This is a genomic window from Chlorogloeopsis sp. ULAP01 (assembly GCF_030381805.1).
In the GTDB taxonomy this organism is placed as follows: Bacteria; Cyanobacteriota; Cyanobacteriia; order Cyanobacteriales; family Nostocaceae; genus Chlorogloeopsis.
In genome coordinates, this window is the sequence record NZ_JAUDRH010000018.1 from 1 (window position 1) to 23523 (window position 23523).

Here is a 23523-nt window from a genome sequence, read left to right on the forward strand (position 1 = left end):
ATGGATGTACCCCACCGCCTACGGCACCTCCCCTTAGTAAGGGGAGGTTGGGAGGGGTTGAATATGAATCACTCAAAAAGTGAAATGGTATTAGCAAAAGTCTACTGAAGTCAACTTAAACACTTTATTCAATCGTCTTGAGACGCTTGAGCTATGAGCTAAGGATTTTAATCCTTGGTAATTGGGATAGTCTAAACAATAGTCAAGAAAAGTTCGTGAGCCTCCCACCTTCTTGTTAACCACACTTAATTACTACTTTCCCAAAATGAGATCCACTTTGGAGATAGCGGTACGCTTCCTGTGCTTCAGCAAACGAAAATATCCTATCAATTACAGGCTTAATTTGATGTTGGGCAATTATTTGATTCATTGCCTCAAACATCTCCCGACTGCCTACGTATATCCCCTGCACAGTTAAACTCTTAAACAGGATTGGCAAAGGATCTACCTCTGCTCCCATACCTGATAGCACACCAATTAAGCTAATGCGTCCTGCAATCCGCACTGCTTGCAGAGATTTCGGCAAAGTTCCTGCACCACCTACTTCTACTACATGATCTACACCAGTGCGATCGCTCAGTTCATAAACTTTCTTTTCCCAATCTGGGTTTGTTTTATAGTTAATCGTCTCGTCTGCACCTAATTCTTTCGCCCGTGCCAATTTCTCATCGCTGCTAGAAGTAATAATCACCCTAGCACCATGTATCTTGGCAAATTGAAGGGCAAACATAGATACTCCTCCTGTACCTAGTAATAATACGATTTCACCTGCTTTAATATTCCCCTTGGTTACCAGCGCGTGCCATGCCGTCACAGATGCACAGGGTAAAGTTGCACCTTCTTCGTAGGATAGGTGCTCAGGTAATATTACTAATCCATCTTGGTGTAAAACGACATACTCAGCTAACATTCCATCAATACCGGCTCCCAAATCCGATTTCATTTTCTGTCGATTTAGTTGCCCATCTATCCACTCTTGAAAGAAAATTCCAGCGACGCGATCGCCAACTTTCACTCGCGTTACACCTTCACCCACCGCTATAACTTCACCCGCACCATCAGACATGGGTATGAGAGGGTATTTTAGTCCAGAGCCATAGCTTCCTTGTGCAACCATTAAATCGCGATAATTGAGGGATGTTGCCTTCACCCGAATGAGAACTTGCCCTGGTTGGGGTTTGGTCTCTGCTCGTGTCACTAATATCAGTGCATCAATACCTGCATTACTTTGAAGTTCGTAAACCTTCATAAAATTACTCCTCAAAGCTTGTGGATAGTGGTTAGTGGTTAGTAGGGGCGGGTTTAGAAGATAAATTATCAGTTTGAACGGCAAGATTATCGGCAAAACCCTCCCGTACAGTAGTTAGTGGTTAGTTGTTTACTACTCCCCTGCTCCTCTGTTCCCTGTCCCCTATCCCCTCTTAATGCTCTTGTGCTGTTTTCAAGTCAATGACTGCACCAATAAAAGCAGCATGAACAAAGGTTTGAGGAAAATTTCCCAACATTTGTTTGGTGTTGACGTCGGCTTCTTCAGCAAACAAACCGAGATCGTTCGCGTACTCTAAAGCAGCATCTATAATTGCCTGCGCCCGTTGAAAATCTCGACGCATCACCCAATACTGTGCTACCCAGAAGGTTCCCGCTAGAAAAGCTCCTTCTTTTTTAGAGTCAAATTCCTCTAAGTGGCGATGATACAAATAACCATTAGCAAGATCGCGTTCTATGACTTTGATTGTGGCTAGCATTTTTGGTGTGTCGGCAGAGGTATAACCCCATACAGGAAAAAGTACTGCCGAAACATCCACCACTTCACCCCCAGCAAAAGCTGCATAAGCACCTTCGGAATTTATACACTCAGAAGCAACAAAGTCTTGAATTTCCTGCGCTGTTGAGCGCCAACGCCTGGCTTTGGCTTCATTTTCGGCAAGCTGGGCAATATAATTCAAACCGCAAGCAACGATTACCTTACTTGAAGTGTATTGATGTTTTACTTGTTCCTCCCACAAACCGTGATCGGGATCGCTCCAATGTTCTACTAAATAATCGGCAATCTTTTCAATTAAAGACCAATGTTCGCGTGTGTCGAAGCGAGTGTAAATGAGTTTAGCTGCTAAAAGTACATTACCGAAAGCATCAAGCTGTAATTGGCTATTGGCAGCATTACCAATGACAACGGGTTGACTGCCGCGATAACCAACCCAATCAAGGGTTTTTTCGAGATGAACTGGTTCTCCATCTAGGGTTGTGAATGGTTTTAGTGGCATACTATCTGAGTTACAAGCAAAACCACAGATATAATCGAGAAAGCGCCGCTCTTCATCACCATTACTGCCCGCACGAATTAGAGCGCTGACGATCATGCCCGTATCACGCAGCCAAACATAGCGATAATCGTAGTTCCGTTCTCCCCCAACAACTTCTGGCAGAGAGGTGGTAGCTGCCGCAATGATCCCGCCATTGTCTTCAAAGGTGAGCATACGCAATGCTCGCAGGGAATGAGCAATTTCACGCTCATAAGGGCCGTGGTAAATTGCGTATGAAGCGATTTTCTGCCATCGAGCCTGAGTGATTTCCAGCCAAGTCTCTATCTTTTCTATCGTGACAAAGGCGAGTTGTTCATCAACCAATACAGCCCAACCTGATTCACCCTCCGAAATTTTGAAGTAGATACAATCTTTTTCTAGTATGAGGGGATGGGAAGCATAAAGATAGTAGCGTCGATCTATTTGTACCGCTTGACCAATGTATTGTAGATCTGGCTTATGTTGAGCATAGTTTGGGGCAGGCTGGAGAGTAACTGTGACTTCGTTTGGTACAGGTGAAAACAAACGACAAATTCCCCGTGGCACTTTTTCTCCTAGACACATCCAATCAGTAATCTGCCAAGAATTACCATTGCTGGTTGCGAAAGTTGTTTCTAATACTCCATTGTCTTCCAGATAACGACGACTGGCAAAAGTAGTATCAGGCGATCGCACACTCCAAGCTCCTCCCCGCTCTGGATCGAGCAGTGTAGCTAATAAGGAAGGACGATCAAAACGTTCAGGACAATACCAGACGACAGTCCCTTTCTTATCAATAAGTGCAGCTGTGCGGCGATCGCCGATAATTGCTAAATCGCGAATATGTGGAAATTCGTCATTAGTCATATTGCTATCAAAAATAGAGTGCCCAACCAGCTTGCCCCTGGTGTGAAACAAGCGATCATAGTTGCTTAACTTGTGCTAAAGTCTGAAATTATCAAAATGGTTATTTTTTGACTAAATTTTTATCTATTGTTAAAGTATATAAACAGTATTATTTCTTAACATTTCTTTATAAACCTAGCTTAGGATAGATTCTTGGCTTGTCTGCCAAAGATTTAACTTACTTTATCTGTACCTTGTCCCCTGTTAACTCAAACGCTGGCGTAACCACAAACCTAGTAGTGGTAATGCCAATTGATACCGTTGTTCAGCACCGTAAATCAATCCTTTGTGCTGAAGTCCGAATAATGCACCTTGCAAACTGCCGCCACGGGAAAGACCATGTTTTTGAATATACTCTCGGCTTTGGGGCTTGTCAGTGGGATCGCAAGCCAAGCATTCTAAAAGATGTACTTGATTGCCTGGGAGTAACATCAACAAGGACTCATAAGTGATAGATAAATCTTTGAGTTGTGCTTCTATTGCTTGCTTTACATCTTGCTCAGTAATTAGTTCATGAGGACGACATAGAGTTTGCAGACGGCGAATTAGTGCCATCGCATCGCCAATATGTCCTTGAACAGCATCTAAAAATAGTTGTAGTGCTTTGGAGCGAGAATCAAATGTTAGTCCTACTGCCTGCAAAATTTCTCTTGCCCAAACTGCTAAAACATCTTTGGCTAAGGGAGCTAACTGTACTGTTTCGATTGGATAGTTAGTCTCTTCTGCGTGGTGAGTTGTTTCGGCAATCGTTGCTACTAGCACGTAACTGACACGAGTTTGTTTGTGAATTTCTCGCCTCAGGGTTGTTTCCCACAAACCACTGCGATCCCAGGAGCGGATGTGGGGAAAACTTTGCAAAATCAACGCAACTCGCTGATCTTGCATATCAGCTAACAGTTGAGGCAACTGGAGCAAAATTTCAAATGCTTGCCACAACTGCTTTTGGTTCAGGGAACGCATCAGCAAAAGTTTACCGCCGCTTTCTTCAAACTGAAACCGAAAAAACTCTCTTGCACTTTTGGCAACCCAGTCTTGGATTTGTGCTGCATCAAAACTTTGATTAATTGCCTCCGCTAGCAATTGCACAAATCTCTCTCCATCTGTGGCGCGAATGCAGTCTATCTCTAGCACGATCGCTCCCACTGCCGAAGTTGCCCCTCGTACTAAAGTTCGTCGCCCACTTCCAGGTACTCCTACAATCAACAAATCACCATCTTCTGCCAGAACTTCCACTATCCGTTGAAATTCTGCCGATCGCCCAATTAATTCTAAAGGAGTAGACAATTCCAAGTTCACGCGTTTTTGCCTTCCGAATTCAAGCTTCCAGTCAAGGGAACATACTTACTTCTATTTTTGATGGCAACTATTAACAGAGATGATGATAATTATAGATTTTTTAGTTATCTAATACACATAACACTAATTCTTAGTTTGAAGATTTTTTAGTTCGATACTTACGTGCAGCTTGGTAATTGAGCGATTCTAGACAATATTTTCGGCAGCTTTCTGGGAACTATACAAAGGAAGGAATTTACCGGAGATATTCCTCTAAAAAATGTTGCCTGTTCAAAAACCCCAAAAAGCTACCACTTTGCCTAATTCTTGTTGTTCCCTTTGTGCTGCAAATCTTTGTGGCTGTGGGGCTGGTAGGATATCTCTCATTCAAAAACGGGCAGAAAGCAGTCAACGATCTTACCGATCAGTTGATAGATAAAGCCAGTCAGCAAGTAAGTAGAACGAGGTAAATAATTAAAGGTTTGTAGTGTGGACTTCAGTCCTCCAATAAGGACTGAAGTCCTTACTACGAACTAGATGCCAACATTTTTACATTACTTCACATAGTTTGGTTTTTTCAAGTCGTTCTACTTTAGATGAGCATTTGGATACTTATCTAGCACTGCCCCAGCAACTTAACCAAATGAATGCGGATGCGATCGCCATCCCGTTGCAACAATTGTGGAGATTGAGGGTGCGTTAGGACTCTGTCCTAACGCACCAAAGCAATCAGAAGGTGTGTTACGCTTCGCTAACACGCCACTACGCATATTTCAAAAATAATGAAATTCAACATCATATTGAAACTATTGATTAAGTTTTTCCGCCCTTTACACTAATGTCGATATTGTTACAGGTTCCGATTTGATGAGATCTTCAATATTGTTAACTACTGTATTGCAAATTTCATCGATTGGTAAATCATTTGCACCGTTACTAAAGGGATTTTCTATTTGATTACCAATTTCTTCAATACCCAATAAAATAAAACTAATCAAAGTTACGATGGGAATAGTCCACCAACTGACATCGTGGACGAGTTGAAATGGTAAGACAAAGCAGTATATCAGTAATAGTCGTTTGAGATAAATTCCATAAGCTAATGGTATGGGAGTTTTTTTAATGCGATCGCAACCTATAAATGCTTCTACCATCGCGTCTAAAGCTTGATTCATAGGAACCAATTCATAAATACTTAGGCAATTGCGAACTTGCTGTTGCTTGAGATAAGCACCAATCCAAAAAGAAATTTTTAAGGGAATGTTTTTCACCTCTTGGAGTTGTAAATATTGCGATTGAGTTAAAAAAGCCTCTAGTTCATGTATGTCAGCCTGTTCCCTTAAATGTAATTTAGTAGCAACTGCAAAAGCACCTAAAAGCCGTAATGCCGCAATTTTATTTTCTTGCTCTACCTTTTCTGTTTCGGCAATAGCTAGTTTTATTTTACGTCCTAAATTGAGGCTATTAATAACAATACTTCCCCAAATTTTACGTCCTTCCCAATACCTATCATATGCAGTATTTGTCCGAAATACTAACAGCAAACCTAAAACTAAATTATATGCTACGTTAGTAGTGACAGAACTAAAAATTTGCTCTGATAAATCAAAACCGTAATAGTGATTTAAAGATATACAAAAAGCAAATCCGCTACACAAAAAGATGCGGGGTAAAACGGCAGGTAGTACTGAACCTTGCAGTTGTAAAGCAAGTTGTAACCAATTATGTTTATCAAATTTCATAGAAAATCAAGATTATAAAAAACACCAGTTATCTGGTGTTTTTCTAGTATTTTGTCACAATTAATTGAATGAGGATCAGTTAGATTAAATCCCTATGAGTAAAAGATTTAGCATCTGCACCCGTGTAATGAGCGACAATATGCCCATCCCCAGTTACCTGATACTTATATGTTACTAAACCTTCTAAACCAACAGGCCCGCGAGGAGGCATTTGTTGAGTGCTAATTCCAACTTCGGCACCAAAACCATAGCGGAAACCGTCAGCAAAGCGAGTAGAACAGTTGTGATAAACTCCTGCTGCATTCACTAGTGCCAAAAAAGTTTCTGCTGCTTCCCTATGTTCAGTAACAATTGCATCGGTATGCTTAGAGCCGTAATCGTTAATATGGGCGATCGCTTCCTCTAAAGAATCGACAATTTTAATTGACAAAATCAAATCGCTGTACTCAGTTTCCCAATCTTCTTCTGTTGCCACTGGGATATTATTTAAAATCTTGCGTGTACGTTCGTCCCCTTTTAATTCTACATTTTGTGCTTGCAAATACTCAGCAATTGTTGGCAAGATGTTTGGAGCAATATCGGCATGAACTAACAAGGTTTCAATAGCATTACAAGCAGCAGGATATTGAATTTTTGCATCAACAGTAATGGCAATTGCTTTATCAATATTGGCAGCCTTATCTATATAAAGATGACAAATACCATCAGCGTGTCCAAGAACAGGAATGCGAGTATTTTCTTGCACAAATCTGACAAAAGAATTAGAACCTCTAGGAATAATTAAATCTACATATTTATCTAATTTCAAAAGTTCTAGAGTTTCTTCTCTTGTGGTTAGTAATTGTACCGCGTCAGGATTAACCGCAGTTGGAGATAATCCTTGCTTAATTGCCTTAACTATCGCTTCACAAGAGCGAATAGCTTCTTTGCCACCTTTGAGGATAACGCCGTTGCCTGACTTGATAGCCAAAGAAACAATTTGAATTGCTGCTTCCGGGCGTGCTTCAAAAATAATCCCCAAAACTCCCAACGGACAAGTGATCCGCTTGAGAATTAAGCCTGTATCCAACTCGCGGTGAATTTGCACAGCACCAACTGGATCGGGAAGCTTGCCGACATCTCTCACCCCAGCGATCGCATCTCTTAGCTTATGTTCATCCAACTGCAAGCGCTTATAAAGTGGTTTGGCAATTCCTTCTTTTGTCGCTATCTGGCAATCAGCAAGATTCGCTTGCAAAATTTCCTCTTTCGCAGATTCTAAAGCTTGGGCGATCGCTTCAATAGCTTGATTTTTTGCCTCCGTTGAGAGAACTGCTAGCTTGAGTGCCGCCTGGCGAGTTTTTTTCGCTATTGCAATTAAGTTCGATGAATTATCCCCAGAAATAGTCATGCCCAAAAAAACCTGATTCTTTGCCCTTCTCTAATCCTATCAAAAGCATAGTAGTCAAAAGCCTAGTAGGAGGATGAGAACCCCTAAATTTGTCAAGAAAAAGGGTGTCGGGGGAATTGGTGGAGGTTCGTACTGCTTGTACCCTTATTAGTTTTGGGGCATGGTGTATAAAAATACAATTTTTTCTTATTCCCCTACACCCTAATTTTGATTACATCATTCATGCCTTCATCATCAATAACTTTCCCCTGTTTCACAGGAATAGTGACGATAAATCGTGTACCCTCGTTTAATTTTGAATAACACTCAATTTTGCCACTGTGTTTTTCTACAACAGTCTGATAACTGATGAATAAACCTAAACCTGTTCCTTTACCTACTGGTTTTGTAGTAAAAAAGGGATCAAATATTTTGGAGCTAACTTCTTCAGTCATTCCTAAACCGTTGTCGCTGATATGAATTGCTATCCAATCATTATCAATTACTTTGGTACAAATGTGAATTTCTGGATTCAAGATACATGACTTTTCCTCTTGTTCTTTATCTTCCAGAGCATCAATAGCATTACTAATAATATTCTTAAAAACTTGATTTATTTGACCTGCGTAACACTCAATTTGTGGTAAGTTTCCATACTCCTTGATAATTTTAACTTCTTGATACTTATGTCGAGTTATGAAGCGATTAGTAAGAATCATCAGTGTGCTATCAATACCAGAGTGGATATCTACTTTTTTAAAATCTGATTCATCAAGGCGGGAAAAATTGCGTAGAGATAAAACAATTTGATGAATGCGCTCACATCCGATTTGCATTGACTGAAGAAGTTTAGGTAAATCTTCCTCGATGAAATCTAACTCAATAGCAACAAGTTCCTTCTGAATTGCTTGTACGGGATTGGGGTAGTTTTGTTGATAAAGTTGCACTAACCCTAGTAGGTTATGAGTGTATTCATGAATGTGAATAAGATTACCATAAATAAAACTTGTGGGATTGTTGATTTCATGGGCAACACCAGCAACCATTTGTCCAAGGCTAGACATTTTTTCACTCTGAATTAATTGTGCTTGAGTTTGCCTGAGTTTTTGCAAAGTATTTTCTAATTGTTGCATCTGAATACAGATTTGTTGGTCTCTAGCCGTAAGTTGTTCTGCCATAAAGTTAAAGCCCTGAGCGAGAATACCAACTTCATCTTTGCTATCAACTTTAATTCTGATGCTGAAATCGCCAGCAGCTAACTGTTGAGTAGCATTAGTCAAACCGTGAAGACGCTGGGTGAGCCAACGCGTCACCCAGATGGCGACAATGAGAGCGATCGCTCCTCCGAGTAAGCATAATCCACCAAGACTAAACCATAGGCTTCTTTCTGCTTGCTCTAAAGGTTTTACTGAGGTGAGCAAAACAACTTTCACTGCTGTGCCACTTACCCCAGTTAGCAGCACGGTTTTTGCCATATAGCCTTGATCGGCAATAGTTAGTCTCTGTGGTGGCGATTCTGGTGTTGGTACTTGCCAGCGAGTATTTCGAGCCGCAGCCAAAGTGGAAGCAATCACCTGGGAATCTTGTAACGCAACTAAGTGGATTTGTGTATTCCTACGAATTTTGTTGAGTACATCATCATTCAATTCCGTACCTACAATCAATCCTCCGAGAACCTTTTGTTGTGACTTAATGGAGATTAGCCCCACCAACAATGAAGGGGCATTCCCTTTTGCAGATACAATCTCCGAAACATCCAAACCTAGACTTGCAGATCGACTCACTTGCTCATCTTGTAACTGAGCTTGACTAATAGCTCCTTGCCGCAATTCAGCTAAGACTGAGCTATCAAGAGCTACAACTTTAATGAAATTTAGTTGTAATGCTGCTTGAATGGGTAGTAATGTTTGGAGAAGCAAAGGTTTTTTGCCTGATATAGTAGCTTGGCTAACATCATTTCTATCTGCTACCCACCTTGCTTGTAAACGTAGCAATTCTTGTTTCTGCTTCAAGTCTTCTAAAACCAAAGAGGAGAAGCCTTCCGTTTCTTGTTGCAGACTTGCTTCTAAAGAACTTCTAACAAAACTAAATGTCCCCACTGTCCATAAACCAAATAATACAGAAAGCAAAGGTACAAGAAGTTTCGCCGCAACAGGAAGCCTTGAATACGCCGATCTAATTATCACTGTCAAATTACTCTAATTTTCGTTATTTTTGGCTAGATGAAACAAAGCCAGATTTATGTAACACTTCGGCTCCTGCTTCACTTAAGGTAAAGTTGATAAATTGTTGAACAGGGGCTTTTGGAGTCTTTTTAGAAATGATGCCAATATTGCGCACCATTTGATATTTTCCATTACGTATATTATCTGAATTCGGTTCTACGCCATTGAGACTGAGGCGGTTAACTGGTAGTTTGTGAGAAATAGCGTAGGCTAGAGAAAAAGCACCGATACTGTAAGGTGTATTCCGTACAGCAGCAATTAAATCATCTTCTTCCCGAAGTACGATCGCATCTGGTGTATTTTTTAGTTCTTTGCCCAGATAATATTGTCGTAAAAGGCGTTTGGCTGATTCATCTTCTGGTCGATCCAATACAACAATTTTGGCATCAGTTCCACCTAAATTTTTCCAATTTTTGATTTTACCACTGTATATTGCCTTTAATTGTTCTGTTGTGAGGTTGTTTATACCTTTAACACTAGGATGAGTTGCTACCAACAAAGCATCTTTAGCAGCTTCTTTATATTGTATTGAACCGTCATTTTCTTCTGGTTTTAATACCTTACTTATACTGCCTATTTCCAATATTCCTTCTTTAACGCCAGCAATAGTGGCTTCTGACTGATTGGGTGGCAAAAAAGTAACTTGAGTGTTTTGTGCTTGAGCAGAATAGGCATCAGCTAACACCTTCAAAGCAGGGTAAGTGCTACTTGAACCACTAATCTGAATTTTTTGTTGCGCTTGGATGTTTGCTTGGAGTTGAGTACTGGTGTTACTGGTACATCCAGTTACCCCAGCTAACTCTACAGCAAGTATTGCTAATCCCCCAAATAGGATATTTAGTTTCATAGGTTCTGCTCAATCCTTTGGTTCTGGTTATAGATTTCCCAGAAAGATTGCACAGCTTATAGCATTTAAATAAAGATTGTATAAATTGTATCAATTTCCTCCCAATGGAAGGTGGCAGCCCACAAACCCTCGTTACCAGGTTGAACCTAGTAACGAGAAATTTCCTTGTGCCTACTGCCCCACCGAACTTCAGAGCCTCCTTTGGAGGAGCTAAGTCGCTTTGCGACACGCTGCGCGGTAAGCGCAGCCATGTCTGCGGGGCTTTACGCTAACGCCGTGCGACGGTGAATCAGTCCTGAAGGCGGGTTTCCCATGCCCAGGGAACTGTGAACCCGGAGGGCGCTCTGAGTTCTCTCTGCCCTCTTACTAGCCTGCTTTCACCAAAACCGTATCACCTTCTAACTTTGCTGTGTAAGTCGGTAGAGGTTTATCCGCCGGGCCATTTACAACTTTGCCATCACTGTTAAACTTAGAACCATGACAAGGACAAACAAAAGAGCTTTGGTCTTTGTTCCATGACACCGTACAACCTCTGTGAGTGCAAGTGGGGTTTAAGGCAGCCAATTTACTGGTGTCTTTTGGATCGCGGATTACCAATACCTTACCAGCAGCTAATTTTTCATTCAGAATTTGACCGTTTTTGTCTAACTCTGCTACTGTGCCAACTTCTTGAAAACCATCAGCACGGACAGGAGTTGTAGATTGCTGAGAATTAGTTTGTGAACAGGCAGTAATCATTCCAGGTAGAGAACTAGCTGCACTCCCCACACCTACCCAACTGATAAATTCACGACGATTCATAAGCTGCCTTGAAATAGATTTTACTTTTGGTGTAGTTACTTTATGATGGGGAGTTTTCCCCTGATTGTGTGTCAATTTAACACAATTACCCCAGTAAATTCCCTCGGTTTAATTTGTGATAGTTGTAAATTGCTTAGATTCCCGACTTCTACCTTTTGGGAAGCCACCCTCCGGGTGTTTACAAGAAGTCGGGAATCTGCTAGCCAGCGATCGCTAGATCGGATCGTACTCAATTGACTTATTCTTTCTACTTAAAAATACATAAATATAAATATTTTCTTGCTGAGAGTAAATAGCGGCTCTCAAGAACCTTAAAGAACAAAGAGATTTTATAGCTTCTTATAAGTTTTAAATAGGACAGTATTAATTTATACAGCGGTAACTGTACGAAATTGCGATGACGAAACTTGTATGTATTGAGTATTGATGGATCAAATACTACTCCTTTGCTAAGGAGATCTTATGTCATTGCAATCTGGATTAGAAGCCTTCAAAAAAGGAAACTATCAACAAGCCGTTGAATTGTTGGAGCAGTTCTGCCGCAATAGTGGCGATCGCAATTCCCCAGACTATCTTTCCGCGCAGATGTGGTTGATGAAAGCCTATCAAGGTATTGGTGAAACCGAAAAAGCCAAGATTCTGTGTCAAAAGTTAATGATGAGCGAAAACCCAGAGGTTCGCAGTTGGGCAGAACAAGCCTACCAATCCTTTGGTAAACCTCCAGCAACCCAATCTAGTGCGATCCAAAAAGCTAGTCGTGCAGCCACTACTGGTGTGAAATTAACAATGGGAGGTGTAGGTGGGAGTTTGGCATTAGCTTCTGGCGTTACTATGACCTTGCTGTTTGGCATGGTATTAGTTTTAGGTTTGAGCTTAGTATTTATTTTTGGTAGTGAAGATCCACTCAGTGGGTTAGCGATCGCCATTAGTATCACCCTCATTTTCAATGTCGCAGCTTTTTTCCTGTCTCCATTCTTAATGGACTTAACCCAAAGCTGGCTCTACCAAACTCGTTGGGTAGATTTGACAGAAGTTGAAAATCTAAGTCCAGAGACAGCTAAAGTTATTCGTCAAGTTTGTCAGCAAAAAAATTTAAAATCACCCCGTTTGGGAATTATTAACGACCAAAACCCCACAGCCTTTACCTATGGCTCATTACCAAATAGCGCCCGCTTAGTAGTCAGTCAGGGACTTTTCACTTATTTAGATGATGATGAAATTGCTACCGTCTACGCCCATGAATTAGGACATATCGTCCATTGGGACTTTGCAGTGATGACAGTAGCTGCCACTTTAGTACAAATTTGCTACCTAGTTTACAGCACAGCCAGAAGGTTAGGACGTGGCGGTGGGGACAACAAAATCAAAGATGCAATGCAAACTGCTGCCTTAGTAGCCTACATTTTTTATATCGTTGGTACTTACCTAGTGTTGTACCTCTCCCGCACAAGAGAATACTTTGCCGATCACTTTGCAGCAGAAACTACAGGTAATCCCAATGGATTATCCCGCGCCCTAGTGAAGATTGCCTACGGAATTTTAGAAGAAGGTTCACGCGCACAAGAACCCAGTCGTTTGATTGAAGGTACTCGCGCTTTGGGTATCTACGATCCGAAAGCCGCTGCTTCTACAGGAACCGCTTACCGCATCGCATCTGATACACAAAAAATTGGTCGTGTCTTTTTGTGGGATATGTTTAACCCGTGGGGCTGGTGGATGGAATTAAATTCTACTCATCCCCTTACTGGTAAGCGTGTCCGCGCTCTCAGTACCTATGCCGAACAGCTGGGCTTACCGAGTGAGTTTGATATGGGACGAGTGATTGGCGAAGGCAAAAGTCTCAACAAGAGTAAGCTTTATGGTAATTTCTTTTTAGACGTTGTACTTTACGGTGCCGAAACTATTGGTTTTTTCGCTGGCTTATTGATGGGTACGATCCTGTGGTCAAGTTCTCGAAATGCTGGTTTTATAATCGGCGCACCATTGATTGGCTTAGGTTTAGGAATTCTCATCAAAGCCTTGGTAATGTTTCCCAACTACAAACAAGCACCAACAACTGACATTCTCACTCTAATGTCAGATCCTTATGCTAGTCCTTTGCGGGGACAACCTGCAAAATTGGAAGGTCAACTTATTGGTCGTGGAGATGCAGGTAACAAATTTGGTTCCGATCTCAAAATTCAAGATCGCAGTGGAATGCTTTATCTGCATTACGCCTCACGCTTTGGCCCTTTAGGCAATTTTCTGTTTGGCATGAAACGAGTACAAAGCCTTATTGGCGAGCAGGTTGGGGCTGTAGGATGGTTCCGGCGAGGTGTTGCCCCTTGGATGGATTTGATTCAACTCCAAAGTCAAGGTGGCACTATTGTCAACAGCTATCATCGCTTTTGGTCATTTATCCTGGGTGGTGGATTAATTACCCTGGGACTTTTCATGAGTATGTTTTTAAGCAGATAGCTACTAGAGTTTTTCCAATTTAATGCTTAGGGAGGTGGTTGGTAACTACCTCCATTTTTGTTTGGGCAAAGTTACTGATGAGATTCAATTAAAAACTTATGTAAATCGATTTTAAAATTATATGAAAAAATCAACAAATAGCTGTAACGCAAGAAACATAATTATATAGATTTAAGCGAATCTTTCATAGCTTAAGGAGGGCCTGATGGTTACAGCGAGTAGACCAGAACAACAGGTAAAAATAGGTCCCACAAAGCTGCTGATTAATAATGAATGGGTGGAAAGTGTCAGCAGTAAAAGGTTTGAAACTATTAACCCTGCTACAGGCGAAGTAATTTGCGATGTAGCCGAAGCAGATGCTCCAGATGTGGATAAAGCAGTCGCAGCAGCTCGCAGAGCTTTCAGTAGTGGCGAATGGCGTCAGATGTCGGCTAGTCGTCGGGGTGAGTTGCTATACAAACTGGCGGATTTAATTGAGCACAATCTCGATGAATTAGCACGGTTGGAAACCCTAGACAACGGTAAACCCCTGCATAATTCCCGTGGCGACATTGAACTAGTTATTGCTTGCTATCGTTACTTTGCGGGTTGGGCTGACAAGGTACACGGCAAGACTATTCCTATTAATGGCCCGTACTTCTGCTATACGCGCCATGAGCCAGTGGGTGTTGTCGGTCAAATTATTCCTTGGAACTTCCCGCTACTGATGCAAGCCTGGAAATTAGCACCAGCATTGGCAACAGGTAATACAGTAGTGATGAAAACAGCCGAACAGACGCCACTATCGGCACTGCGGATCGGCGAGTTGATGATTGAGGCTGGATTTCCTCCCGGTGTAGTCAACATTCTTTCCGGTTATGGGCCGACTGCTGGAGCTGCGATCGCCCACCACATGGATATTGACAAAGTGGCGTTTACCGGCTCTACCGAAGTTGGGCATTTGATTATGGAAGCTGCTGCCAAGAGTAACCTCAAGCGCGTGACTCTCGAACTCGGTGGCAAGAGTCCCAACATTGTCTTTGCCGATGCCGATCTGGACAAAGCCATTGAAGGTGCTCACGATGCTCTATTCTTCAACCAAGGACAGTGCTGTGTTGCTGGTTCGCGGCTATTCGTCGAAGAAAAATGCTATGACGAGTTCGTTGCCAAGAGTGTAGAACGTGCTAAAAATCGCGTTGTCGGCGATCCTTTCGATCCTAAAACCGAACAAGGGCCGCAGGTAGATAAAGATCAGTTCGACAAGGTAATGGGCTACATCGAGGTGGGAATGCGCGAAGGTGCGCAGATGTTATGTGGTGGTAACCGAGTTGGCGAGCGCGGTTTCTTTATTGAACCAACTGTATTTACTGATGTTAGCGACGAGATGAAGATTGCCCAAGAGGAAATCTTCGGCCCTGTAATGAGTATCATTAAGTTCAAAGACGTTGATGAAGTCATTCAACGGGCAAATACTACCATGTACGGTCTTGCCGCAGGTGTATGGACAAAGGATATTACCAAGGCACACGCGATCGCTAACAACGTCCGCGCCGGTACTGTCTGGGTAAACTGCTTCGATGTATTTGATGCTGCTGCACCCTTCGGTGGATTCAAGCAATCAGGCATAGGCCGTGAATTGGGCGAGTATGGCTTGCAGCAATATACAGAAGTTAAGACTGTCACAATTAAATTGTGAGTTGGTGAGTAGGGGAGCCAGTGCGTTGCGGAGCCAGTGCGGTGGTGAGCCAGCGCGCCCTTGCGGCTTCCCGGAGGGTAGCCGCTAGCTAACGCAACGCCTGACGGCGAACGCGTCTAGTGCCGACTTGTAGCGACTGGCGTAGACACGTAGACGGACGTAGTCCGGCTTCTCGCAGAGTAGTGGATAAGCGAAAGTAAGGGTTCCCCGGCATAAAGGAGCCAGTGCGCCCTTGCGGGTTAAGCGCGTCGAGTGCGACTGGCGTCACCTGGCGTCGGGTTAAGCGCGTTGTAGACGCCCAGAGGGCGGCTTCTTGCAGGGTAGCACCTGGCGTCACCTGGCGTCGGGTTTCTCGCGTTGTAGCAACTGGCGTGCGGGTTTTGCCGCTCATTTTGACGTTCAAACCGATAATTTATCTTTATAAACCCGCCCGTATCGTGGTTAGTAGATCCAGTAGGGTGCGTTAGGCCTAACGCCGTAACGCACCGCCTAAATAGATAAAATGTTTTTTATTGGGCTAATTACCCAGGTTTGTGTGCTGCGAGAATCAAAAATAGCGGAATACGCTTTCGCCGCTCGAAAGTTTGCACGTCGTGAAAGTGTTCGCGTTGGGGATGCGCTTCACGCAGATCTGCAATTATAAATCCGGCTTCTTGGAGGAGGTGAAAATAGTCTTCGACTGTGCGGTGATATTTTTGCACTGTGCCACCAAGCCAATTTGTGACTCGCAATCCAGTTGTGAAATAGTTATCGATGATCCAATCTTGGCGGAACGTGCCAGATTTCCAGCCGCGATCGCACGATGTAATCACGGGATGTTCGACTGAAAAAATAAACCGTCCCGACGGGGCGAGTGTATGAAAGACTTTGGTAAAAACTGGCGCGAGCTCGGCGACATAATGTAGGGAAAGTCGTGCGATCGCCAAATCAAACGCTGCGTGTGGATACGTCCAATCCTCAATCCTCTGCGCAATGATTTGTCCAGAGGTGTCAGCAAGAGTTTGGCGTGCAACAGCCGCCATTTTGTGCGAGCCTTCGACGCCAACATAGCTCGCCGCGCCCTGGTGGAGGAGTTCACGCCCAATTACTGCATCACCACAGCCAAGATCAAGGATACGTTTGTCAGTCATGAGTCCAATCAGATCCATCACTACTGGCTTTTCAAGCGTTTCATTGGGTGTATCTGAGCGTTGACGATGTTGCATATAGGTTGCAAAAACCGCTTCATCGTCATAAAAATTTGGGCCTGCCTTCTCCATGTGAATTGCTACTTGATCACTCAACTTTTTGCAATTGCGCAACAACAGGATCAATAATTTTTTGCCCCAGACTATCAAATTTAACTGCCAAAGAGATTTTTCTTCCTGAGCCAAATATGTGCGTGACTTCACCTTCGCCAAATTTTTTGTGAAGCACCCGATCGCCTACTTGCCAATTTTCTCTAAAGCTTTGCTTACCAACGGTTGTACGCTGCGATGTACTGCTGCCAACACCTTTGGTATAAGCAATTCTACCCAAATGATGAGTAGCTAATAATTCTTCGGGTAACTCGTCCATAAATTGCGATCGCATTGCGGGTTCTCGATTTCCATACAAGCGGCGTTCGCGAGCGTGGGAAATAAATAATCTTTCTTGAGCACGAGTGATACCTACGTAACACAGGCGACGCTCTTCTTCTAAGGCGCTGGGATCGTTCATAGAACGGTAGTTGGGAAATAATCCCTGTTCTAACCCCACCAAAAACACTACAGGAAATTCTAGCCCTTTAGAAGCGTGTAAAGTCATTAATGAAACGGCTGTTTGTCCTTCTTTTAAATTATCCAAATCGGAACTGAGAGCGGTACTGGCAAGGAAGGCTTGCAGGGTGACTTCCTCGTTTTCTTCTTGAAATTGCAGCACTGCGTTAAACAATTCCTGGACGTTTTGCACTCTGTCTTCGGCTTCATCTGTTCCCTGATTGAGTAAATCTTGCACGTAACCAGAGTCTTCTAACACTCCTTGTAGAAGTTCGGAAACTGGCAGCGTTTCTACTTGTTCTTGCCAACGGCTAATCATCTGAGCAAAGTTATTCACAGACTTAGCAGAACGCCCAGCTAGGGTATTAACTGATGTCTCATCACTTAATATTTCCCACAAAGTTGTACCTAATTGTTGAGCAGCGCCGACTAGATTGTCGATTGTGGCTTTACCAATTCCGCGACGGGGAGTATTGATAACTCGCAACAAACTAACTGTATCGGCTGGGTTAGCGATCGCTCTTAAATAAGCTAATACATCTTTAATTTCTTTGCGATCGTAAAACTTCAAGCCTCCCACAACTGTGTAGGGAATTCCCAAGCGTACTAAAATATCTTCAAAGGGGCGAGATTGGGCATTGGTGCGATAGAGGATGGCAAAACTACCCCAATCCAATTCTGGATTTTGCCGTTCTAAAGTCCGAATTTGATTAATGACAAATTCGGCTTCTGCCATTTCGTCGTCTGCTTTGTGAGAAAAAATTTGCTCACCTGCGCCACGTGTTGCTTTGAGAATTTTATCTATTCGTTGGGTATTATTTTCTATGAGTTGATTAGCTGCTTGCAGAATATTTTCGCAGGAGCGATAGTTTTCTTCTAATTTCACCATCGTCCGGGTATCTTCATCTGGCAAACCATCGCCGAAGTCTTGCTGAAAGTCAAGCAAGATGGTAAAGTCAGCCATTCTAAATGAATATATTGATTGGTCGGCATCACCGACAACAAAAACTGAGCGATCGCGCCATTCCCAATTACTTCTTTTGGTTTCACCATGGGTTACCAACAGGCTAATCAAGTCGTACTGGGTGCGGTTAGTATCTTGATATTCATCTACTAAAATGTGGCGAAACTTATTATGCCAGTAACCCAATACCTGCTCATTTTGCTGAAATAATCTCACAGGCATGAGAATCAAATCATCAAAGTCAAGGGCATTGTTTTCTGCTAGTCTATCTTGATAGTAACTATAAACTTCTGAAATTACCCGTCCGCGATAGTTTGGTTGCTCTTTGGCAAATTCTTGTGGTGATAAACCTTGGTTTTTGGCGTTGCTAATAGTGTAGCGTACAGAACGAGGTTCAAATTTTTTCTCGTCTAAATTAAGTTGTTTTGTGACAATTTCTTTGACAAGAGATTGAGCATCTGATTCATCAAATATTGAAAAGTTACGGTTCCATCTGCGCCCTTTTTCGTCTTGGTATTTTTCAATATCGAAGCGGAGAATCCGAGAAAATAAACTGTGGAAAGTACCACACCACAAATCTTTAATATAAGTGCGCCAAACTCGCGATTTGAGTTGGACTTGATCATATTCTGGCAATAACTCAAACCGCTCACCAAATTCTGCGATCGCTAACCGTTCGGCAAACAACTTTTGAATCCGTTCTTTCATCTCCCGTGCGGCTTTGTTGGTAAAGGTAACCGCCAGGATATTTTCAGGATCGACACGATGTTCCAAAATCAGGTTAGCAATGCGATAAGTCAGTGCGCGTGTTTTGCCGGAACCTGCACCAGCAACAACTAATAAAGGGCCGCAAAAATGTTCAACGGCGCGGCGTTGACTGGGGTTGAGGTGACTAAGAAAGTCAATGGTTGCTGTCATGGATTCAAGGTTTACGTAAGACTAAGGCACCAGCCACATATATCGCTTGGCGTTTAACTATTAAAGTAGCTATTGCTTAGGCTACACTATCCTACCGAAACTAGCTCAAGAAAGATTTTATGGATTTGTGAACAGATTGAAACGGTAATCTCTACACCAATAAGACAATGGATTTTTTAATTTTCGCTATACTACTATATGTAAACATTGTAATACGTCTTTTTCGGATTTTCCTGAGATTTTTGGGGATTGCAGCCGAGTAGATGAGAAAATAAATTCTACAAAATTCGACTGATACTATTTCACGAAAAGGCTGATATGGATCTACCCCACCGCCTACGGCACCTCACCTTAATAAGGGGAGATTGGGAGGGGTTGAATACGAATCACTCAAAAAGTGAAATGGTATGAGGTGCATCAATCCGCAGCTTTTAATTGTGTTGTTTTTGTCCTTGGAAGCAATACATAATATTTATGAACAAGTACTCAGAGAACAGTATTTAAGAGTCACAATATTTAGAAATGGCTTCTGGAAGGAAATAATTGGCGATTGGGTGCATCCCAGTTTTTAAAATGCCTACAGGCTATAAGCCTGGGGCTATAAATACGAAGCCTGCCTCCGCAGGCTTTGTTTGTGTAGCAATACCCTTCCAGGGTATTGATTAAAAAAGTGGGATGTTCCCTTGGTGATCGCTTCGCTTTTTGTCAAACTTATTTAGTCTATCTAGTCACAAATTGAAATGCGAGATAAGAAAAAGATTTTTGGCAAAGCGTCTCTGATTTTCTAAATTTGCGCGTAAATATTTAGAGTTTAAATACTCATAAATTTTCACTATTATTTCAACTTTTTATATAGTTACACTATTTTATAGTTATAAGGGATTTAACGGTGGAATTTATTAACAATTTTTTCTTTTCAGGTAATTTTATTCCTCATGGGCATTGTTATCTTTGGAAACCGGAATTAGTAGGGCTACATATTTTATCGGATGCTATTATCACACTTTCCTACTACTCAATTCCTTTGACACTATTGTATTTTGTCCGCAAAAGAGAAGATATACCATTTAAGAGTATTTTTCTTTTGTTTGGAGCTTTTATTATTTCTTGTGGTACAACTCACATTATGGAAGTATGGACACTTTGGCATCCTGATTATTGGTTGTCAGGTGGCATTAAAGCTTTCACTGCTCTAATTTCTTTTTACACTGCTTTAACACTGATACCTTTAGTTCCTCAAGCACTTGCACTTCCAAGCCCTGAACAGTTGGAAATCGCTAATCAAGCTTTACAAGAAGAAATTACAGAACGCAAGCGAGTAGAGCAAGAGTTACGCCAATATAAAGAACATCTGGAAGAACTAGTAAATCAGCGCACTGCCGAACTGGAAAAAACAAATGAAAGACTCCAGCAAGAGATAATTCAACATCAGTTATCTCAGTTAAAAATGGGGCAGCTACTGATAGAACTTAAAAGCGCAAATCAGGAATTAAATGATTTTGCCTATGTCGTTTCCCATGATTTGAAAGCGCCATTACGAGGCATTAATTCTTTATCAGAATGGCTATTAGCTGATTATGCTGATAAATTAGATACCGAGGGTAAAGAATTAATTAATTTGCTGATCCATAGAGTGAAAAAGCTACATAATTTAATTGAAGCAATTTTACAATATTCTAGAGTTGGACGCATCAAAGAAACGATTCAACAAGTAAATTTAAATGAAATAGTGACAGAAATTGTCGAGCTTTTTCAACCTCTAGGAAATATTCAAATAAAAATAGCTAATCAATTACCTGTTGCCTATTGTGAGAAAACTCGTATAGAACAAGTTTTCCAAAATTTATTGAGTAACGCCATTAAATTTATGGATAAACCTCAAGGTAAAATAGTGATTGCTTGCATCGAAGAGAATAATGAGTGGAAAATAAGTGTTACCGATAACGGACCTGGCATTGAAAAACAACATTTTGTCCGAATTTTTCAAATGTTTCAAAAATTATCTGACAGTAAAGATTTAGATAGTACTGGAATTGGACTTGCTTTAGTGAAGAAGATAGTCGAGATGTATGGCGGGAAAGTGTGGGTAGAATCAGAGGTAGGACAAGGTAGTACATTCTTTTTTACTTTAAAAAAAGAGCTACCAAATAAAGTGGTGTGAAGGGAGAAGAAGGCAGAAGAAAACCTTTTTATATTACATTTTGTAGTCAGGACTTCAGTCCCGGCTTGAGGACTAAAGTCCTGACTACGAGCAAACATTTTTATTCAGTTTGATTAACCGGACATGGTATTACCTAGAACAACCAACAACTTGTCATCAAACAATTACATTTCGCAATGTACCCAAAGATTCCACTTCTAATTCCACTACATCTGTTCGCTTCAGCCATCGGTTTAATTCCAATCCACAACCATTACCCACTGTGCCAGAACCAATAAATTCTCCTGGATACAAGGTTTCATCTTTTGAGATGTAAGCGATAATTTCTTCAAAGGTGAAGTGCATACTGTTACTGTTACCTTGTGACCATTCTTCGCCGTTGACTTTAGCGCTCATTGTTAGATTATACGGCTGTGGAACTTCGTCTGGAGTAACTAGATAAGGGCCGATCGCATTACCTGTGTCAAAATCTTTTCCCTTCGCTGGGCCGAGCCGACATTTCATTTCTTGAATTTGAATGTCACGAGCGCTAAAATCGTTGAAAATTGTATAACCAGCAATATAGTTGCGTGCTGTTGCCTCAGTAATATTTCGTCCTGTTTTGCCAATAAATATACCAATTTCTAATTCGTAATCTAGCTTTTGTGTATAGGTAGGCCAGTGTATCTTAGCATCTGTACCGACAACACTAAATGGATTTCCTTTGTAGTAAACTGGCGATTTATACCAGAATTTCGGTGGACTAAATAGCGATCGCCCGCGTAACTTCTCCACCCAAGTATCTAGTTTCGCAAGCGGTGGTAAATACCAGCCAACTACGCTACGAGTTGCTTGGATGAGGTGCTTTTCAAACACTAAACAATCGCGGAGCGATCGCGGTTGCGGCACCGGAGAGAGTAATCTTACATCACTAAGTGAGTAAGTAATTTCCGGTGGGCGTTGGGTACAAACAAAATCTATCACCTGCTGGGCTGCTTCTTGTGCTGCTTCTCCTCCATCTAGAAATGCAAGCATATCGACAAAAAAAAGCGAGGAGCTACCTGCCATCATTTGGCTACCAGCTTGCAAACTCACCACAGCATCGCCATCTACAACCACACCGACAGTTGGAGTAGCTTGAGGTTGAGAACAAGGTAAAAAAGTTACAAGTTTCATGATTCTATAATTGCTACCACTCTCGCCGGGCCAGCAGAACCATTTTTAACTTTTAATGGAAAAGCAGCCACCTTAAAACCATGAGGCGGTAGTTGCTCTAAATTAACCAACCGTTCGAGTTGGCAATATTCCTTGTCTATACCCACAAAATGAGCAGCCCAGAAAACATCCTTTCTTCCGGTTACTTTCGCCTGTTTTGCTTGCACTGGTAGTGGTACATCCCAACCCCAAGAATCAATTCCCATCACTTTGATGCCTTGATCAATTAACCAGTGCGTCGCTTCTGCACTCACCCCACACCCATGAGTAAAATACTCTCGTGTTCCCAGTCGGCGATCATTCCCAATTTGTATCAATACGATATCGAAAGGCTTGAGTTGATAGTTAATTTTTTCCAGGGCTAATTTCAAATCCTCCACGGTAATCGCACAACCGTCTTCCTTGTGGCGCAGATCCAAAACAACCCCGTTGCCATAGCACCATTCCAAAGGCACTTGATCTATTGTCTTAGCAGGCTTGCCTCCGGAAGTAGGTGCATAGTGCCAGGGTGCATCCATGTGAGTTGTGCCATGAGTGGAGAGCTTGATGACATCATTAGCCCAACCCAGTTTGTTACGCAGATATTTAGGTGTTATTCCAAACAGTAGCCAAATAGCAAATCTACCGAACTTATGATCCTGATAAGTGACTGAATTACGCGCCCACCAAGGTGTCCAACTTTTGTCATTTTGTAGCGTATCACTCAGATCAATGATTCGCATAATTTTTGGTCAGAATTTTTCTAGTCATAACTTTGTGTCATTCTAGAAGTTATTTGTTTGCCAAACAATAAGATACGTTACAGTGCTATTCAAAAGCACTTTATCGCTCATTCCTATTGCTTCCTCATTGTTTAGACTTTTTCTATTGCATCATTTTAGCCTTGTCACACCACTATAATTTAGGGTTTATACCAATTTAAAAAATGATTAAGGGCAGATATATTTCCTCAACCCAGACATAGAAGGCAA

General features: G+C 41.9%; 18 protein-coding genes. 5 read left to right on the forward strand and 13 right to left on the reverse strand.

Annotated elements, in window-relative coordinates; genetic code table 11:
- Window positions 1–235: 235 nt before the first annotated feature.
- From QUB80_RS29330 to QUB80_RS29340, 3 genes are all read right to left on the reverse strand, one after another.
- The gene (locus QUB80_RS29330; protein WP_289792987.1) at window positions 236–1249 is read right to left on the reverse strand and encodes a zinc-dependent alcohol dehydrogenase family protein; all 1014 of its coding nucleotides are present in this window, start codon (window positions 1247–1249) and stop codon (window positions 236–238) included.
- A gap of 172 nt (window positions 1250–1421) precedes the next feature.
- Complete coding sequence (locus QUB80_RS29335; protein ID WP_289792988.1) at window positions 1422–3149, reverse strand: glycoside hydrolase family 15 protein; 1728 nt, start codon at window positions 3147–3149, stop codon at window positions 1422–1424.
- 243 nt (window positions 3150–3392) lie between these two features.
- Window positions 3393–4484: a DNA polymerase III subunit delta gene (locus QUB80_RS29340; RefSeq protein ID WP_289792989.1), complete on the reverse strand. Its 1092-nt coding sequence runs from the start codon at window positions 4482–4484 to the stop codon at window positions 3393–3395.
- A 176-nt stretch (window positions 4485–4660) separates the two neighbouring features.
- Here QUB80_RS29340 and QUB80_RS29345 point away from each other — a divergent pair, with 176 nt between their 5' ends.
- The gene (locus QUB80_RS29345) at window positions 4661–4933 is read left to right on the forward strand and encodes a hypothetical protein (protein WP_289793181.1); all 273 of its coding nucleotides are present in this window, start codon (window positions 4661–4663) and stop codon (window positions 4931–4933) included.
- A gap of 98 nt (window positions 4934–5031) precedes the next feature.
- Window positions 5032–5166 carry a hypothetical protein gene (locus QUB80_RS29350; RefSeq protein ID WP_289792990.1) on the forward strand — a complete coding sequence of 45 codons (135 nt, stop codon included), beginning with the start codon at window positions 5032–5034 and terminating at the stop codon, window positions 5164–5166.
- Window positions 5167–5293: 127 nt separating this feature from the next.
- Here QUB80_RS29350 and QUB80_RS29355 read toward each other — a convergent pair whose 3' ends face one another.
- From QUB80_RS29355 to QUB80_RS29375, 5 genes are all read right to left on the reverse strand, one after another.
- Window positions 5294–6205 carry a bestrophin family protein gene (locus tag QUB80_RS29355; RefSeq protein ID WP_289792991.1) on the reverse strand — a complete coding sequence of 304 codons (912 nt, stop codon included), beginning with the start codon at window positions 6203–6205 and terminating at the stop codon, window positions 5294–5296.
- Between the two features lie 79 nt (window positions 6206–6284).
- Window positions 6285–7595: a glutamate-5-semialdehyde dehydrogenase gene (locus QUB80_RS29360; protein WP_289792992.1), complete on the reverse strand. Its 1311-nt coding sequence runs from the start codon at window positions 7593–7595 to the stop codon at window positions 6285–6287.
- A gap of 194 nt (window positions 7596–7789) precedes the next feature.
- Window positions 7790–9760 carry a sensor histidine kinase gene (locus QUB80_RS29365; protein ID WP_336622361.1) on the reverse strand — a complete coding sequence of 657 codons (1971 nt, stop codon included), beginning with the start codon at window positions 9758–9760 and terminating at the stop codon, window positions 7790–7792.
- Window positions 9761–9782: 22 nt separating this feature from the next.
- Window positions 9783–10646: a substrate-binding domain-containing protein gene (locus QUB80_RS29370; protein ID WP_289792993.1), complete on the reverse strand. Its 864-nt coding sequence runs from the start codon at window positions 10644–10646 to the stop codon at window positions 9783–9785.
- A gap of 366 nt (window positions 10647–11012) precedes the next feature.
- A complete protein-coding gene (locus QUB80_RS29375) occupies window positions 11013–11447 on the reverse strand; it encodes a QcrA and Rieske domain-containing protein (RefSeq protein WP_289792994.1) in 435 nt (144 codons plus the stop codon).
- 462 nt (window positions 11448–11909) lie between these two features.
- On the opposite strand from QUB80_RS29375, the gene QUB80_RS29380 reads away from it, so the two are divergent.
- Entirely contained in the window at window positions 11910–13904 is a 1995-nt protein-coding gene (locus tag QUB80_RS29380) for a zinc metalloprotease HtpX (protein ID WP_289792995.1), read from the forward strand.
- A 205-nt stretch (window positions 13905–14109) separates the two neighbouring features.
- Window positions 14110–15579: an aldehyde dehydrogenase family protein gene (locus QUB80_RS29385; RefSeq protein ID WP_289792996.1), complete on the forward strand. Its 1470-nt coding sequence runs from the start codon at window positions 14110–14112 to the stop codon at window positions 15577–15579.
- An 88-nt stretch (window positions 15580–15667) separates the two neighbouring features.
- Here the strand turns inward: QUB80_RS29385 and QUB80_RS29390 are convergent, their stop codons facing one another.
- From QUB80_RS29390 to pcrA, 3 genes are all read right to left on the reverse strand, one after another.
- Window positions 15668–15970: a hypothetical protein gene (locus tag QUB80_RS29390; RefSeq protein ID WP_289792997.1), complete on the reverse strand. Its 303-nt coding sequence runs from the start codon at window positions 15968–15970 to the stop codon at window positions 15668–15670.
- A 130-nt stretch (window positions 15971–16100) separates the two neighbouring features.
- A complete protein-coding gene (locus QUB80_RS29395; RefSeq protein ID WP_289792998.1) occupies window positions 16101–16862 on the reverse strand; it encodes a class I SAM-dependent DNA methyltransferase in 762 nt (253 codons plus the stop codon).
- Window positions 16855–19197, reverse strand: coding sequence for a DNA helicase PcrA (pcrA, locus tag QUB80_RS29400; RefSeq protein WP_289792999.1), 2343 nt, complete (start codon window positions 19195–19197; stop codon window positions 16855–16857). Before pcrA ends, QUB80_RS29395 begins: the two co-directional genes overlap by 8 nt.
- A gap of 874 nt (window positions 19198–20071) precedes the next feature.
- Here pcrA and QUB80_RS29405 point away from each other — a divergent pair.
- Window positions 20072–21358 (forward strand): sensor histidine kinase, encoded by a 1287-nt coding sequence (locus QUB80_RS29405; RefSeq protein ID WP_289793173.1) that lies wholly within the window; start codon window positions 20072–20074, stop codon window positions 21356–21358.
- A 156-nt stretch (window positions 21359–21514) separates the two neighbouring features.
- On the opposite strand, the gene QUB80_RS29410 is transcribed toward QUB80_RS29405, so the two are convergent.
- Both QUB80_RS29410 and QUB80_RS29415 read right to left on the reverse strand, forming a co-directional pair.
- On the reverse strand, window positions 21515–22513 hold the full coding sequence (locus tag QUB80_RS29410) for a fumarylacetoacetate hydrolase family protein (RefSeq protein WP_289793000.1): 999 nt from the start codon (window positions 22511–22513) through the stop codon (window positions 21515–21517).
- The gene (locus QUB80_RS29415; RefSeq protein ID WP_289793001.1) at window positions 22510–23274 is read right to left on the reverse strand and encodes a cyclase family protein; all 765 of its coding nucleotides are present in this window, start codon (window positions 23272–23274) and stop codon (window positions 22510–22512) included. Before QUB80_RS29415 ends, QUB80_RS29410 begins: the two co-directional genes overlap by 4 nt.
- Window positions 23275–23523 lie beyond the last annotated feature (249 nt).

Excerpts from the sequence above, each read along its gene's own strand:
- QUB80_RS29330 (WP_289792987.1), bottom strand. The coding sequence starts at position 1,249 with ATGAAGGTTTACGAACTTCAAAGTAATGCAGGTATTGATGCACTGATA.
- QUB80_RS29335 (WP_289792988.1), bottom strand. The coding sequence starts at position 3,149 with ATGACTAATGACGAATTTCCACATATTCGCGATTTAGCAATTATCGGC.
- QUB80_RS29355 (WP_289792991.1), bottom strand. The coding sequence starts at position 6,205 with ATGAAATTTGATAAACATAATTGGTTACAACTTGCTTTACAACTGCAA.
- QUB80_RS29360 (WP_289792992.1), bottom strand. The coding sequence starts at position 7,595 with ATGACTATTTCTGGGGATAATTCATCGAACTTAATTGCAATAGCGAAA.
- QUB80_RS29370 (WP_289792993.1), bottom strand. The coding sequence starts at position 10,646 with ATGAAACTAAATATCCTATTTGGGGGATTAGCAATACTTGCTGTAGAG.
- QUB80_RS29375 (WP_289792994.1), bottom strand. The coding sequence starts at position 11,447 with ATGAATCGTCGTGAATTTATCAGTTGGGTAGGTGTGGGGAGTGCAGCT.
- QUB80_RS29380 (WP_289792995.1), top strand. The coding sequence starts at position 11,910 with ATGTCATTGCAATCTGGATTAGAAGCCTTCAAAAAAGGAAACTATCAA.
- QUB80_RS29385 (WP_289792996.1), top strand. The coding sequence starts at position 14,110 with ATGGTTACAGCGAGTAGACCAGAACAACAGGTAAAAATAGGTCCCACA.
- QUB80_RS29390 (WP_289792997.1), bottom strand. The coding sequence starts at position 15,970 with ATGAGCGGCAAAACCCGCACGCCAGTTGCTACAACGCGAGAAACCCGA.
- pcrA (WP_289792999.1), bottom strand. The coding sequence starts at position 19,197 with ATGACAGCAACCATTGACTTTCTTAGTCACCTCAACCCCAGTCAACGC.
- QUB80_RS29410 (WP_289793000.1), bottom strand. The coding sequence starts at position 22,513 with ATGAAACTTGTAACTTTTTTACCTTGTTCTCAACCTCAAGCTACTCCA.
- QUB80_RS29415 (WP_289793001.1), bottom strand. The coding sequence starts at position 23,274 with ATGCGAATCATTGATCTGAGTGATACGCTACAAAATGACAAAAGTTGG.